The organism is Acetobacter thailandicus, from assembly GCF_011516655.1.
Classification (GTDB): Bacteria; Pseudomonadota; Alphaproteobacteria; order Acetobacterales; family Acetobacteraceae; genus Acetobacter; species Acetobacter thailandicus.
On record NZ_WOSV01000001.1, the window covers coordinates 448,367 to 461,931 of the forward strand.

General features: G+C 48.3%; 9 protein-coding genes and 1 tRNA gene. 9 read left to right on the forward strand and 1 reads right to left on the reverse strand.

All coding sequences use genetic code 11. The features are described 5' to 3' along the window. Nucleotides 1-96: 96 nt before the first annotated feature. A complete protein-coding gene (locus tag GOB58_RS02070) occupies nt 97-2,142 on the reverse strand; it encodes an NAD(+) synthase (RefSeq protein WP_173559183.1) in 2,046 nt (681 codons plus the stop codon). Between the two features lie 167 nt (nt 2,143-2,309). Here GOB58_RS02070 and GOB58_RS02075 point away from each other — a divergent pair. From GOB58_RS02075 to atzF, 9 genes are all read left to right on the forward strand, one after another. Next, nucleotides 2,310-2,384: transfer RNA gene (locus GOB58_RS02075), tRNA-Gly, on the forward strand. A gap of 296 nt (nt 2,385-2,680) precedes the next feature. Beyond that, the gene (locus tag GOB58_RS02080) at nt 2,681-3,664 is read left to right on the forward strand and encodes an ABC transporter substrate-binding protein (protein WP_086635656.1); all 984 of its coding nucleotides are present in this window, start codon (nt 2,681-2,683) and stop codon (nt 3,662-3,664) included. 20 nt (nt 3,665-3,684) lie between these two features. Further along, the gene (locus GOB58_RS02085; RefSeq protein WP_173559184.1) at nt 3,685-4,647 is read left to right on the forward strand and encodes an ABC transporter permease; all 963 of its coding nucleotides are present in this window, start codon (nt 3,685-3,687) and stop codon (nt 4,645-4,647) included. Beyond that, complete coding sequence (locus GOB58_RS02090) at nt 4,626-5,570, forward strand: ABC transporter ATP-binding protein (protein ID WP_086553767.1); 945 nt, start codon at nt 4,626-4,628, stop codon at nt 5,568-5,570. Before GOB58_RS02085 ends, GOB58_RS02090 begins: the two co-directional genes overlap by 22 nt. A gap of 11 nt (nt 5,571-5,581) precedes the next feature. Continuing rightward, nucleotides 5,582-6,061: a nickel-responsive transcriptional regulator NikR gene (gene nikR / locus GOB58_RS02095; RefSeq protein WP_086553768.1), complete on the forward strand. Its 480-nt coding sequence runs from the start codon at nt 5,582-5,584 to the stop codon at nt 6,059-6,061. A gap of 37 nt (nt 6,062-6,098) precedes the next feature. Next, complete coding sequence (locus GOB58_RS02100; RefSeq protein WP_086553769.1) at nt 6,099-6,902, forward strand: urea amidolyase associated protein UAAP1; 804 nt, start codon at nt 6,099-6,101, stop codon at nt 6,900-6,902. 14 nt (nt 6,903-6,916) lie between these two features. After that, nucleotides 6,917-7,561: an urea amidolyase associated protein UAAP2 gene (locus GOB58_RS02105; protein WP_086553770.1), complete on the forward strand. Its 645-nt coding sequence runs from the start codon at nt 6,917-6,919 to the stop codon at nt 7,559-7,561. Nucleotides 7,562-7,579: 18 nt separating this feature from the next. Beyond that, on the forward strand, nt 7,580-11,119 hold the full coding sequence (gene uca / locus GOB58_RS02110; protein ID WP_173559185.1) for an urea carboxylase: 3,540 nt from the start codon (nt 7,580-7,582) through the stop codon (nt 11,117-11,119). Nucleotides 11,120-11,170: 51 nt separating this feature from the next. Further along, the gene (atzF, locus tag GOB58_RS02115) at nt 11,171-12,967 is read left to right on the forward strand and encodes an allophanate hydrolase (protein ID WP_173559186.1); all 1,797 of its coding nucleotides are present in this window, start codon (nt 11,171-11,173) and stop codon (nt 12,965-12,967) included. Nucleotides 12,968-13,565: the final 598 nt, after the last annotated feature.

A 13,565-nucleotide genomic window follows, 5' to 3' on the forward strand; every position in this document is an offset into this window, starting at 1 on the left:
CCTGTATAACCTAAGCTGCGGTATCACGCTATGATGCGTTACCATGCCTGCTGCTCAGAATTTGGTAAATCTATCTTAAGTCTTTTTCAGGTTTTTTCAGGGCACGTTGCGTTCAAGCTCATCGAGCCAGAGTCTCGCGTTGCCATCAGAGGGAGCGCGCCAGTCGCCACGTGGTGAGAGACTGCCACCGGCCATAATTTTGGGGCCGTTGGGCATGGCCGAGCGTTTAAACTGACTGGTGGTGAAAAAACGGTAAAGAAATTTACCAAGCCAGTGTCTGATCGTTACAAGGTCATAGGCCTTGCGCTCTGCATCAGGAAAGCCCGGTGGCCAGCTGCCTTCCTCTGCATTTTGCCAGGCCTGCAGGGCCATAAAGGCGATACGTGATGGTGGCAGGCCATAGCGCAGTATATAAAATAGGGTGAAGTCATGCAGGGCATAGGGGCCTATTGTATCTTCTGTGCTTTGTATTTTTCCATTCGTTGCGGGAATGAGTTCGGGAGAGATTTCTGTATTAAGAATTGTGGTCAGAACCGGGGAAACTGTTTGTGAAAAATACCCTGAGGTAATTGCCCAGCGGATGAGGTGCTGAATAAGCGTTTTGGGCAGGCCGGCATTCACATTATAGTGCGACATCTGATCGCCGACACCATAAGTACACCAGCCAAGAGCCAGTTCAGAGAGGTCTCCTGTGCCGATCACAAGCCCGTTATGTTTGTTAGCCAGCCTGAATAAAAAGTCTGTGCGCAGGCCGGCCTGAACATTTTCAAAAGTGACATCATGCACAGCCTCGCCTTTTGCAAAGGGGTGATCAATGTCACGCAGCATCAGAGAGGCTGCTGGCCGGATATCGAGAACTTCGTGTGTGGTACCCAGGGTCTCCATTAAAATATTGGCGCTGGCCAGGGTTTTATCAGTCGTACCAAAGCCCGGCATGGTGTAGGCCAGCACTGATGTGCGGGGCCAGCCCATTTCATCGGCAGCGCGTACAGCGGTCAGCAGTGCCTGGGTCGAGTCCAGCCCTCCCGATATGCCAATGACCATGGTTTTTACGCCGCTGTTGCGCAAGCGTTGTTTGAGTGCCGAAACCTGAATGGTAAAAGCTTCAAAGCAGTCCTGTTCAAGGCGGTGTGGGTCGGAGGGCACGAAAGGAAAACGGTTAAGGGGGCGGCGCAGGCCCAGATTGGTCAGCGGCGGTGTGAAGGTGCTTGTAATACGCTGCCAGGCGGATGTATCGCCAGCAACAGCACGGGCATTTGCGGTGAATGACCCCATGCGCATACGCTCCTGAGCCAGTAGCATGAGGTCGATATCAGCAGTGATAACGCGACTGCCAGAGGGAAAACGTTCACTTTCTGCCAGTAGCTGCCCATTTTCAAAAATAGAGATTTGCCCGTCCCAGGCTACATCTGTCGTGGATTCCCCCTCTCCGGCGGCGGCGTAAATATAAGCAGAGAGGCACCGGGCTGACTGTGAGCGGCATAAAAGATCGCGGGTTTCAGCTTTGCCAACGGTGATGTCACTGGCAGAGGGGTTGGCGAGAATGGTGGCTCCGGCCAGTGCAGCGACTGAACCGGGTGAGACGGGGACCCACATATCCTCGCAGATTTCGATAGCGACGCAGAAATGTGCGATGTCGGCAGCTTCAAATAAAAGGTTTGTGCCAAAAGGCACCGCATATTTCCCTATGCGGATCGTTTCGTTGCGGAGCTGTGCACAGGCTGTGAACTGCCGGGCCTCATAAAACTCTCTGTAGTTTGGCAGGTAGCTTTTGGGTACTACTCCGAGAATTTTTCCGCGATGCAGCACCACGGCACAGTTACATAAGGCTGAGCCGTGGCGCAGGGCGGCTCCGACAATGAGCATGGGGAGCAGATCAATGGTAGCTGCAGCGAGCTCAGTCAGTGCGGTTTCTGTCTCGGTGAGAAGTACTTCCTGCTGGCGCAGGTCATCAAGAGAATAGCCTGTCAGGCTGAGTTCAGGAAAAACGCAGAGCGAGCATCCCTGCTCATCGCTGTTTTTTGCAGCCTCAAGGATACGTTCTTTGTTGGTGGCAGGGTCAGCCAGAGCGACAGGAAGGGTGCAGGCGGCAACGCGGGCGTATCCATGGTGGTATAGTGCGTAAAAAACAGAATCTGGCATGATGGTTTTGCGCCCTTCCTCTTATTTTGAGCCGTCAGGAGTGAACCTGAGCTATGGCAGAATAGTCGTTCTGCCTGGCAGGAAAAAATTTTCAAAAAAAATTATAAAAAAGCAAAATACCCTATTGTGTAATTTTCATCATCAGAATATATAGTCCTCAGTCTGATGCGGGCGTAGCTCAGGGGTAGAGCACAACCTTGCCAAGGTTGGGGTCGTGGGTTCGAATCCCATCGCCCGCTCCAGACTTTTCTCCGAAAAATATAATTAAACCTTAAGTGTTTTGATTGTAATTTTCGTCGAGTTTTTTTTCCTCATCACAGATTGCTGTGTTTTCAGACTCCTCTCCTGAGTTTGAATATGATTTTTTTTATGCTGCGGCGTAATTGGTCCATCCTGTTCAAAACACATTAAATTTTTGCACAGATAACAGAACGAATTCGAAATATTCTGAAGTTAGAATAATTTTAATTGCATGAAGCGGGCCTTTGTGGTCACTATCAGTAATACGGTTTTGTAAATTCGTATTACTGGAGCTCTCATGCGTCTGCCATCACTTCTTCGCAAAAGCGTGTTCGCTGGTATCTGTGCGGCACTTTCCTGCACGTCAGTTTCTGCGGCTTCCCTCAAGGTTGGTTATAGTGACTGGCCAGGCTGGGTCGCCTGGCAGATTGCTATTGATAAAGGCTGGCTGAAAGAGGCGAAGGTTGACGCTGATTTTCAGTGGTTTGATTATGGTGCCTCGCTTGATGCTTTTGCTGCACATAAGCTTGATGCTGTTATGGCGACAAATGGTGACGCCCTGATGATGGGGGCTAATGGCCATAAGGGCGAGATGATTCTCGCGACCGATTATTCCGATGGCAACGATATGGTTGTTGCACAGCCTGGCATTACCAGCATGCAGGAGCTTAAAGGCAAGTCGATTGCGGTTGAGGAGGGTCTGGTCGATCATCTTTTGCTGCTTAAAGCGCTTGAACAGTCAGGCATGTCTGAAAAAGATGTGAAGCTGGTTAATACCAAAACTAACGAAATGCCTCAGGTTCTGGCTTCTGGTGAAGTTGCTGCCGTTGTCGCCTGGCAGCCTAACTCAGGTCAGGCGCTGCGGGCTGTGCCTGGCTCTCGCCCGGTTTTTACATCACATCAGGTGCCTGGGCTAATTTACGATACCATCGTGGTTGATCCGCAATCGGTGCACGATAACCGTGAGCAGTGGCAGCGCCTTGTCGGCGTATGGGATCGTGTAGTGACGTATATTCAGGACCCCAAAACGCAGCCTGATGCTTTGCGTATTATGTCACATCTCGCAGGGGTCACGCCTGTTGCCTACAAGCATTTTCTTAATGGTACGCACCTTCTGACACTCTCAGATAATAAAGCTGTTTTTGTAAAAAAAGAGGGGCTTTCCTCTCTCTACGGATCAACAGAAGTTGCGAATACATTTAACCTTCAGCAGGGGGTTTATAAAAAGTCGCAGAATGTTGACAGTTATATAAATCCGTCTTTTACGGCATCCGTTAAATAAAAGTGCGGCAGGAGAGCATCATGCACAGCTTCAGGGCTTCATGGCGGCTATATGGCCGGACTGACCGGGTATCTCGCCAGATATTTGGTGTTCTGGCAGTTCTCCTGCCTTTGCTGATCTGGAGTTCAGTCAGCTACCTTCCTTTTGTCTGGCATCCGCAGATCATGATTACTGACCCGGGAGGGGAGGAGTATCTTGAAGCTGGTATGCGGATGAATAAGAGCGATTTTGCCCGTGCTGTAAAAGAAATGCAGGATCAGCATCAGGCTGTGCCAAAAGGTGTCGCATCTAATCCTGTTTATCTGCCTTCACCGGGGCAGGTGTTAAAAGCTTTTGTTAATGCCTTTACATCTACAGCTTCTGTCGGGGCAGAGCACTCTATTCTTCAGGCTTTCTGGCACAGTATTCGTATTATTTTCTGGGGTTTTTTAATTTCGTCAGTGATCGGCGTGCCTCTGGGTGTATTTTGTGGTGCAATTCCCGCTCTTTCCAGATTGCTTGAGCCATTTGTCGATTTCTTTCGTTATCTTCCGGCACCGGCTTTTGGCGCTCTCGCCGTTGCTATTTTGGGTATTTATGATGCTCCGAAAATTGCCATCATTGTAATCGGAACATTGTTCCAGCAGGTTCTGGTAATAGCCAATACAACACGCCAGCTCGATTTCTCACTGGTTGAGGCATCACGTACGCTGGGTGCAAAAGGTTTTCGTTTATTATTTCGTGTTGTTATTCCTGGTATTTTGCCAGATCTTTATAAAGATCAGCGCATTTTGCTGGGCTGGGCCTGGACGTATCTGATTGTCGCTGAGCTGATTGGTACATCATCTGGCATTACATGGTTCATTACACAGCAGGCGCGTTATCAGCATTTTGACAATGTTTTTGCTGCTATTGCCCTGATTGGTGTCGTTGGCCTTGGAACTGATATTGTTCTGGGTCTGCTCGGTCGTAAACTGTTTACATGGAAAAGGGAGAATGGCTGATGACTGATAAAGCAGAACATACCCTTCCTGATTATCGTGATCTTCCGCCTGATGTTGCAGAGCGTATGGCACAGATTAAAAAACGAGATTATGTTTTAAAAATTGACCATGTTACAAAAGAGTTTGTGCAAAAACGTTCCCGTGTCAAAGCGCTTGATGATATAGAATTTGGTGTGCATCGCCGCGAACTGGTGTGTGTTGTCGGGCCATCAGGATGTGGAAAATCAACCCTTATTCGTATCCTGGCAGGCCTGGAAGATCCGACAAGCGGTCATATTCTGATGGATGGCAAGTCGGTACACGGTCCAGGTGCAGACCGGGGTATGGTTTTTCAGAAATATACACTCTTTCCATGGCTGGATGTTTGTCAGAATGTCATGTTTGGTATCGAAATGGCTGGTGTCAGCCGTCTTGAGGCCCAGCGCCAGGCACTGCAATGGTTACAGATGATTGGTCTGGAGCAGTTTGCAAAGGCTTATCCGCATCAGTTGTCAGGTGGTATGCAGCAAAGAGTTGCAATTGCGCGTGCTCTTGCGGCTTCACCTCGTGTGCTGCTGATGGATGAATCCTTTAGCGCTCTTGATGCCCAGACCCGCACAAAAATGCAGAATTATCTGATGGAGATCTGGCGTAAAATTGACATAACAATAGTCTTTATCACGCATGATCTTGATGAAGCTATTTATCTTGCTGATCGTATCCTTGTTCTTAAACCTAACCCTGGTCGGGTTGAAGAGGTCATAGAAGTACCTCTGTCACGGCCACGCAGGGCAGAGCAGATGACGTCAGATGAGTTTCTGGCAACTAAAGCTCATCTTGAGGAACTTATTCGTTCTTTCGGTGTGCCAGATGAGAATGCAGAGGACGAGGATGTAAAAATTGATCTCCCCCTCCTCACGCTTGTGACAGATAAAGTAGAGTAGGAGAGACCGGAATGAGCGGCAAAGAACCCAAAGAGCAAATCAGCCGTATCAGTGTATCGCTGTCGCCGGTTATTCTGCGTGAGCTGGATGCTATGGTTGAGGCAAAAGGTTATGCCAGCCGGTCTCAGGCTATTCAGAATATTGTGCATCAGGAGCTGATGTCATGTCGCCAGGAAAGCGGTGATGAGCTTTCGGCTGGTGTTATCATTCTTTTTTATAATAACACGGTTGCAAATCTTCCGCAGAGACTAGCTGATCTGCAATATGAAAATCTGGCTGAGGTTATTAGTTCTCTGCATGTTAACCTCATTCGTCGTCAGACACTCGAAGTTTTGCTCGTTCAGGGTAAAGTAAAAAAACTTCAGGAAATAGCTGATCAGTTTATCACATTGCCTGGTGTTATATCTGGTCGCCTGCACCTGATTGCTTCACTTATTCCTCCCGTTCACGAAACAGGTCGTGAGCTTGAACTTAATGTCGAAGAACCCTGATATTTTTTATCTTCCCTGAATAATACAGGAGAGTTTTATGCAAATTGATCAACAGTCACCAGAATGGTACCGTGCGCGTTATAATCAGCTGCGCGATCAGGCCCTTGAAACAGAAAACAGCGTGCGTGCTCCGGCAGCGCCTGTTGAGATGAAAGAAGAAGATGTTCTCCATCGTGAGACTATTCCGGGTGGATGGTACTGGAGCACGTTTCTGCCGCGTGGTCAGGCTCTCCGGCTGCTGAATACATCAGGTAATAATGGTGTTTCAGTTGCCTTGTGGAACGCCGATGATCTGAGTGAGCGTTATAATGCGGGTGATACTATTAAGCTGCAATGGACAACCTGCCTGACAACCGGGCGTGTATTATTTTCTGATATGGGGCGGGTTCTCGCTTCTGTTATTGCTGATACATGTGGTTTCAGTGACACCTTGGCCGGTGGCAGTACACCACAAAGCAATATGCGTAATTTTGGTTCTTCATCCCTGCGTAATACGCGTAATAATTTTCGTCTCACTGCCGGAAAATATGGCATGTCGCAGCATGATGTGACCTCCTGCATTACGTTTTTCTCGCATATCAGTACACAGGCTGATGGAAGCTTTAAGTGGGTTGAGGGTGATGTAAACCCAGGTGATTATGTTGATCTGCGCGCTGAAATGAACCTGCTGGTCGCAGTTTCAAACTGCCCGCACCCATTTGCACCTGATGCAGATTTCACACCTGGTCCGGTTGAAGCTGTGCGCTGGCAGGCGCCGAAGCCAGCGGCAGATGATCTGTGCCGTAATTTCTGTGAAGAAGCCCGCCGTGGTTTCGACAATACCGATATTCTGTTTGCCTGAGCGGAGTCAGACCTATGACAGAGCATGAAATCAGCAAAGTTTTTTCAACTGTAGTTCTCGATCACGTCATTCCTGCGCGTACACCATGGTCTGGTGTTGTGCGTAAAGGTCAGGTGATCCGGATTATAGATCTTGAAAGTCAGCAGGCTGTTGATGCACTTTTTTATAACGCCCATGCTTATCATGAGCGCTACAGTGCGCAGGATACACTGGTAAACCAGGGTGCCGCTTATATCAGTACAGGTACCAGCCTTTATTCAAATGAAGGTAATGTACTGATGACTGTTGTGGCTGATACCTGCGGTCGTCATGACACACTGGCCGGTGCCTGCAGCTGTGAATCAAATACCGTGCGTTTTGGGCATGAGACGAAATATATGCATGCCTGTCGTGAGAACTTCCTTCTTGAAGTTGAAAAATACGGTATGAGTAAAAGAGATATCGTTAATAACGTTAACTTTTTTATGAATGTTCCCATTTTGCAAAATGGTGAGCTGGTTATTGACGATGGCCTTTCTGATCCGGGTGGATACGTCGATCTGCGCGCAGAGATGGACACACTGGTCGTGATCTCCAACTGCCCGCAGGTAAATAACCCCTGCAATGGCTTCGTGCCGACCCCGGTTCGCGTCGTTATCGGCGATCCTGTTTCTCTTTGACGCTAAGGGCAGCCTGTCATGTTCACAAAGGTATTGATTGCTAATCGCGGAGAGATCGTGCGTCGTGTTGGTCGTACGTTAAAGCGGATGGACATAGCATCCGTCGCTGTCTGCTCTGAAGCTGACCGTTTCACGCCGCCTGTTCTTGAGGCAGATGAATCTGTTCTCATTGGCCCTGCTGCGGTTAGTGAAAGCTACTTGAACATGGACGCAATTTTGCAGGCCTGTATCAGTACAGGAGCGCAGGCTGTTCATCCTGGTTATGGTTTTTTAAGTGAACGTGCAGAGTTTGCTGAAAGGCTTGCTCAGCATGGTATTAAATTTATGGGTCCTCGCCCTGAGCATATGCGTGCTTTCGGCCTTAAGCATACAGCCCGCGACCTGGCACGACAGAATAACGTCCCACTTTTGCCAGGCACTGATATTCTTGAGAGTGCTGACGCAGCCTTAAAAGCTGCTGCTGAAATTGGCTATCCGGTCATGCTGAAAAGCACAGCCGGTGGCGGTGGCATTGGTATGCAGATATGTCATAACGAGGCTGAACTGCAAGAATGTTTTGCTGCTGTTTCACGTATGGGGGGTAATAATTTTGGTGATGCCCGCGTCTTTTTAGAAAAATTCATTGCCTGTGCACGTCATGTTGAAGTTCAGATTTTTGGTGATGGACGTGGGAATATTCTTACACTGGGTGAGCGTGACTGCTCCCTTCAGCGTCGTAATCAGAAGGTTATTGAAGAGACACCAGCTCCAGGTCTTTCTGATGAAACGCGCGCTGGTTTGCGCGAAGCCGCACGTGCTCTCTGTGCTGCTGTGGCATATGAATCAGCAGGTACAGTTGAGTTTATTTATGACACAGAAAGCGGAGATTTCTACTTCCTTGAAGTGAATACGCGTCTTCAGGTTGAGCACTGTGTGACTGAAGAAGTGTTCGGGATTGATCTGGTTGAATGGATGGTACGCCAGGCTGATGGCAGTCTGGTTCTTCCTCCGCAGGAGAGTCTCATACCAGAAGGTGCTGCCGTCGAAGCTCGTATTTATGCCGAGAACGCGGCAGAAAATTTCCGTCCTTCTACAGGGCGTCTTACTGAAGTCAGTTTTGCTCCTGGCGTGCGTGTTGATGGCTGGGTTGAAACCGGCACTGAAGTCACCCCCTATTATGACCCCATGCTGGCAAAAGTGATTGCCCGAGGTGCCTCGCGTGAGGAGGCATTTGCGAACCTTAATGCAGCACTGACTGAAACACGCCTTAGCGGCCTTGAAAGCAATCTTGATTATCTGCGCGCTATTACTGCCGATGAGACGGTAAAAGAAGGTAAAGTTTTTACAGGCCTGCTCAATAGTTTTGCATATATGCCTGCAACAATCGAGGTTGTTGCTCCAGGCCTGCAGTCTACAGTGCAGGACTGGCCAGGTCGTGTTGGTTACTGGGATGTCGGCGTGCCGCCAAGCGGCCCGATGGATGACCATAGTTTTCGTCTGGCAAACCGTATTGTTGGTAATGCAGAAGGTAAACCTGCGCTTGAGTTTACCGCTACGGGGCCGGTATTACGTTTTAATGCACCGGCTCTTATCGGTCTTTCAGGGGCGTGGATGCCCGCCACGCTGGATGGGGAGGAGGTGCCTTACTGGCAGCCCGTAGAAGTTAAAGCTGGTCAGGTTCTGGCTCTGGGGCAGATCAAGGGAGCGGGGCATCGCACTTATCTGGCCGTGCGGGGTGGTATTGATGCACCGCTATATCTGGGGTCAAGTGCGACCTTTATGCTGGGGCAGTTTGGTGGTCATGCCACGGGTCAGCTGCGCACGGGTGATGTGCTTCGTCTTGCAAAAGCTGAGGGTGCTATTTCTGCCCCGGTTACAATTGCAGCAGAAGACCGTCCTGCCCTCACCCGCACCTGGGAGCTTGGCGTGCTGTATGGCCCGCACGGCGCACCAGATTTCTTCCTTGAGGAGGATATAGCAACTCTGTTTTCCAGTGAATATGAGGTGCATTTTAACAGCGCCCGTACAGGTGTGCGTCTGATCGGTCCTAAGCCGCGCTGGGCCAGAACTGATGGCGGAGAGGCGGGGCTGCACCCTTCTAATATTCACGATAATGCTTATGCGATTGGCGCTATCGATTTTACAGGTGATATGCCCATCCTCCTGGGGCCAGACGGACCAAGCCTTGGTGGTTTTGTTTGCCCTGCCGTGTTGACGCGTGATGAATTGTGGAAAATGGGACAGCTGCACCCGGGTGATAAGGTGCGTTTCCGGCGGGTAAAGCCTGAGCCCGTCAGTGTTGCCTTTTTGCCTGAGCCGATTGTCGCTGATACTCCGGTTCTGTTCCGCTCAGAGGGTGAAATTCCGGTTGTTTATCGTCGTGCCGGTGACTGTTATCTGCTGCTTGAGTTTGGTCCGCCAGAGCTTGATATCGCGTTGCGCCTGCGTGTGCAGCTGATGCTCGAACGCCTTAAAGAAGCGGCTATAGACGGTATTATTGATATGACACCGGGCATCAGGTCGCTACAGGTGCATTATAATCCTGATGTTCTTACGTTATCTTCATTGCTTGAGACACTGCATACGACAGAGCAGGCTTTGCCTTCGGGTGATGATGATATTGTGGTACCAAGTCGTATAGTTTACCTGCCTGTTTCGTGGGATGATGAGCAGGCTCGTCTTGCGATGCAGCGTTATCAGGAGCTCGTGCGCCCTAATGCACCATGGTGTCCGTCAAATATAGAATTTATTCGTCGTATTAATGGTCTTTCATCAGTTGAGGCTGTGAAAGATATTATTTTCAGCGCTTCATATCTTGTTATGGGGCTGGGCGATGTTTATCTTGGTGCTCCTGTTGCAACGCCTGTAGACCCTCGTCACCGTCTGGTGACAACAAAATATAATCCCGCCCGTACCTGGACACCTGATAACGTTGTGGGTATTGGCGGCAGCTACATGTGTATTTATGGCATGGAAGGCCCTGGCGGTTATCAGCTTTTCGGGCGTACAACACAGGTCTGGAATACATGGAGAACAACAGATGTTTTTCATGAAAACACCCCATGGTTGTTACGGTTTTTTGATCAGATTCGTTTTTATCCGGTCTCGCATGAGGAGCTGATGGAAGCACGTGCAGCCTTCCCGCACGGACGTTTCTCTGTCAGAATTGAAGAGACAAAATTTAGCCTTTCAGAATACAGAAACTTCCTTGAAGCTAATAAAGTTGAAATTGGTGAAGCCTGTGCGCGTCAGCAGGCTGCTTTTGAGGCAGAGCGCCAGGAGTGGATTGCAAAAGGTCTTGATACTTTCGAGGCTGAAGATAACAGCAGTCTGGCAGATGAGTCGGTTTTGCCTGAAGGGCAGATGAGTGTTGACAGCCCCGTTCCCGGGAGTGTTTGGCAGATACAGGTGGCAGTAGGTGACCGGGTTAAAGTGGGTGACACCGTTGCGATTATTGAATCAATGAAAACTGAAATGAAAATCAGCTCACCTGCTAGTGGCGAAGTGAAAGAAATTCTTTGTCGTAAAGGCCGCGAAGTGCGAGGAGGTGAACGCATTATGGTGGTGTGCACCGATTAAAGCCGCATAATAATTTATTTCTTTTGCAGCAGTAATAAGGATATAAAAATCATGTCATTTCCTGCAATGTTACAGATTACGCCCCTTCTTACTGCCTGTCGCAATGGTGCGCTCACCCCGACAGATATTGTGCGTGAGGTGCTGGCGCGTATCGACGCTTATCATGCAGTTGATCCTGCAGTGTGGATTACGCGTGTCTCACCTGAACGTCTTCTTGCAAGAGCCGCTGAGCTTGAGAGTTTATCAGCTGATGATCTGCCGCTTTATGGGGTTCCTTTTGCGGTAAAAGATAATATTGACGTAGCTGGTTTGCCCACGACTGCGGCCTGTCCGGCTTTTGCTTATGAAGCGAAAGAAAGTGCAGAGGTGGTTAGCCGCCTTGAGGCTGCCGGGGCTATAGTAGTAGGCAAAACCAACCTTGATCAGTTTGCGACTGGTCTTGTCGGGATGCGCTCGCCTTACGGGCAGCCTCATAGTGTCTTTAGTGCAGAGCATGTGTCAGGAGGCTCAAGCTCAGGCTCAGCCGTTGCTGTTGCAGCCGGTCTGGTATCTTTCGCTCTGGGCACTGATACGGCAGGTTCAGGACGAGTACCTGCTGCTTTTAACAACATTGTCGGGCTTAAGCCGTCACGCGGCGCACTGAGCAATTATGGTCTGGTGCCTGCCTGCGCTTCAATCGATTGCATTTCTGTTTTTGCAGCATCGACAGCTGATGCCTGGTGTGTTGAACAGTGTGCCGCTGCTCCTGATGCTCGCTCGCCTTACTCACGCGCTCTGGCTCCGCGTGCTTTGCCAGCAGGGCCCTTTCGTTTTGGTGTACTGCGTGAGCAGGATCGTTTTTTTGACGGTAATACATATAATGCTGCTTTGTATGAGCAGGCGATTTCTCAGCTTAAAAAAATGGGTGGTATTGAAGTTGAGATTGATTTCACACCGCTTAAAGAAACAGCAGAGCTTCTTTACAGTGGCCCGTTTGTCGTTGAGCGTTTAGCTGCGGTTAAAGAATTTTATAAAAATAACCGACAGGATATGGACCCTGTCGTTGGTAAAATTATTGACGGTGCCGCTCATTATTCAGCTACTGATGTGTTTGATGGTATTTATCGCCAGCACCAGCTTAAACAAATTGCAGACCGGATGTGGAAGCAGTTTGATGTAATGGTCGTGCCAACAGCGCCACGCATTGTAACAAAAAAGGAAGTGATTGATCAGCCTGTTGTAGCGAACAGTATGCTTGGCACCTACACTAATTTTGTAAATCTGCTTGATATGGCAGCCTGTGCGGTGCCGGCAGGTTTTTCACCTGATGGTATGCCTTTTGGTGTAACATTTATTGCACCTGCTCTGACGGATTGTGATCTGGCATCTCTTGCCGGGCGTTTTCATAAAGAGGCTCAGCATACAACGGGTTTGTCCGGCACACATTTAATGACAGCTGACGACAATGCCGCACAGCCTGCACCTGGTAATATTCTGGTTGCTGTTGTTGGTGCGCATCTGAAGGGCTTTCCCTTGCACTGGCAGCTTGAGCAGGAGCAGGCGGTGCTGAAAGCGACGACACGCACTGCGGCAGATTATCGTTTATTTGCTTTGCCCAATGCGACGCCTCCTAAACCGGGTCTGGTGCGTGAGAGGGGCTTTTCAGGGCCTGGTCTTGAAGTCGAGGTTTACGAGCTTTCAGCCGGAGGTTTTGGTCGTTTTGTTGCTGGTCTGCCTCAGCCAATGGCGATTGGTAAAATTTCACTGGCTGATGGCAGTGAGGTTTGCGGCTTTTTGTGTAGTGAGGCGATAGCACGTAGTGGAAAAGAAATTACTGCGAGTGGTGGCTGGCGTTACGCTAAAATTTAATATGTTTTTGCGTTGTTTCAGAACTTGCCTCGAGAAGTTCTGAAACAACATAATTTTTATATTTTATATTTTATATTTTGTTTTTTATATTATTTTTATGATTATCTTTTTGAATTTTTCATGATACAGAAAGTAAAAATAAATTTTTTCACTTTTAAATTCTTTCTTATATATTTCTCATATGCAGAATCGTTTAGTGTAATCTTTTAACGTCTTTCTCCTTATTCTATATTACAAAATTATAAAAAAATGTAATATATTTGTCAGTAAGAGTTTGTAACTTAATGATATTATTGAGATAAATAAAAATATTTCCTGAAAGTTATTTTATCACAAGCGATTGATATAAGAGCGAAATGATTGACATGAAATCACTTTGCAATTCAGCTATTCCAGAAATGCAACAACTTTTCAGAGGAACATTCTGCTTTGTCTATCAATAAACTGACTCTATCAAAAAATAAATAATATAGTTATGATCAAAAATAATAATAAAAAATTAGTATCGCTAATTGTATTTTCATTTTTTATGGCTGCGCCAGCTTATGCTGGTCAAAGTAAGTATGATGACAAAATATCTCAGTTAATTGCTATTATA

Excerpts from the sequence above, each read along its gene's own strand:
- GOB58_RS02070 (WP_173559183.1), bottom strand. The coding sequence starts at position 2,142 with ATGCCAGATTCTGTTTTTTACGCACTATACCACCATGGATACGCCCGC.
- GOB58_RS02080 (WP_086635656.1), top strand. The coding sequence starts at position 2,681 with ATGCGTCTGCCATCACTTCTTCGCAAAAGCGTGTTCGCTGGTATCTGT.
- GOB58_RS02085 (WP_173559184.1), top strand. The coding sequence starts at position 3,685 with ATGCACAGCTTCAGGGCTTCATGGCGGCTATATGGCCGGACTGACCGG.
- GOB58_RS02090 (WP_086553767.1), top strand. The coding sequence starts at position 4,626 with ATGGAAAAGGGAGAATGGCTGATGACTGATAAAGCAGAACATACCCTT.
- nikR (WP_086553768.1), top strand. The coding sequence starts at position 5,582 with ATGAGCGGCAAAGAACCCAAAGAGCAAATCAGCCGTATCAGTGTATCG.
- GOB58_RS02100 (WP_086553769.1), top strand. The coding sequence starts at position 6,099 with ATGCAAATTGATCAACAGTCACCAGAATGGTACCGTGCGCGTTATAAT.
- GOB58_RS02105 (WP_086553770.1), top strand. The coding sequence starts at position 6,917 with ATGACAGAGCATGAAATCAGCAAAGTTTTTTCAACTGTAGTTCTCGAT.
- uca (WP_173559185.1), top strand. The coding sequence starts at position 7,580 with ATGTTCACAAAGGTATTGATTGCTAATCGCGGAGAGATCGTGCGTCGT.
- atzF (WP_173559186.1), top strand. The coding sequence starts at position 11,171 with ATGTCATTTCCTGCAATGTTACAGATTACGCCCCTTCTTACTGCCTGT.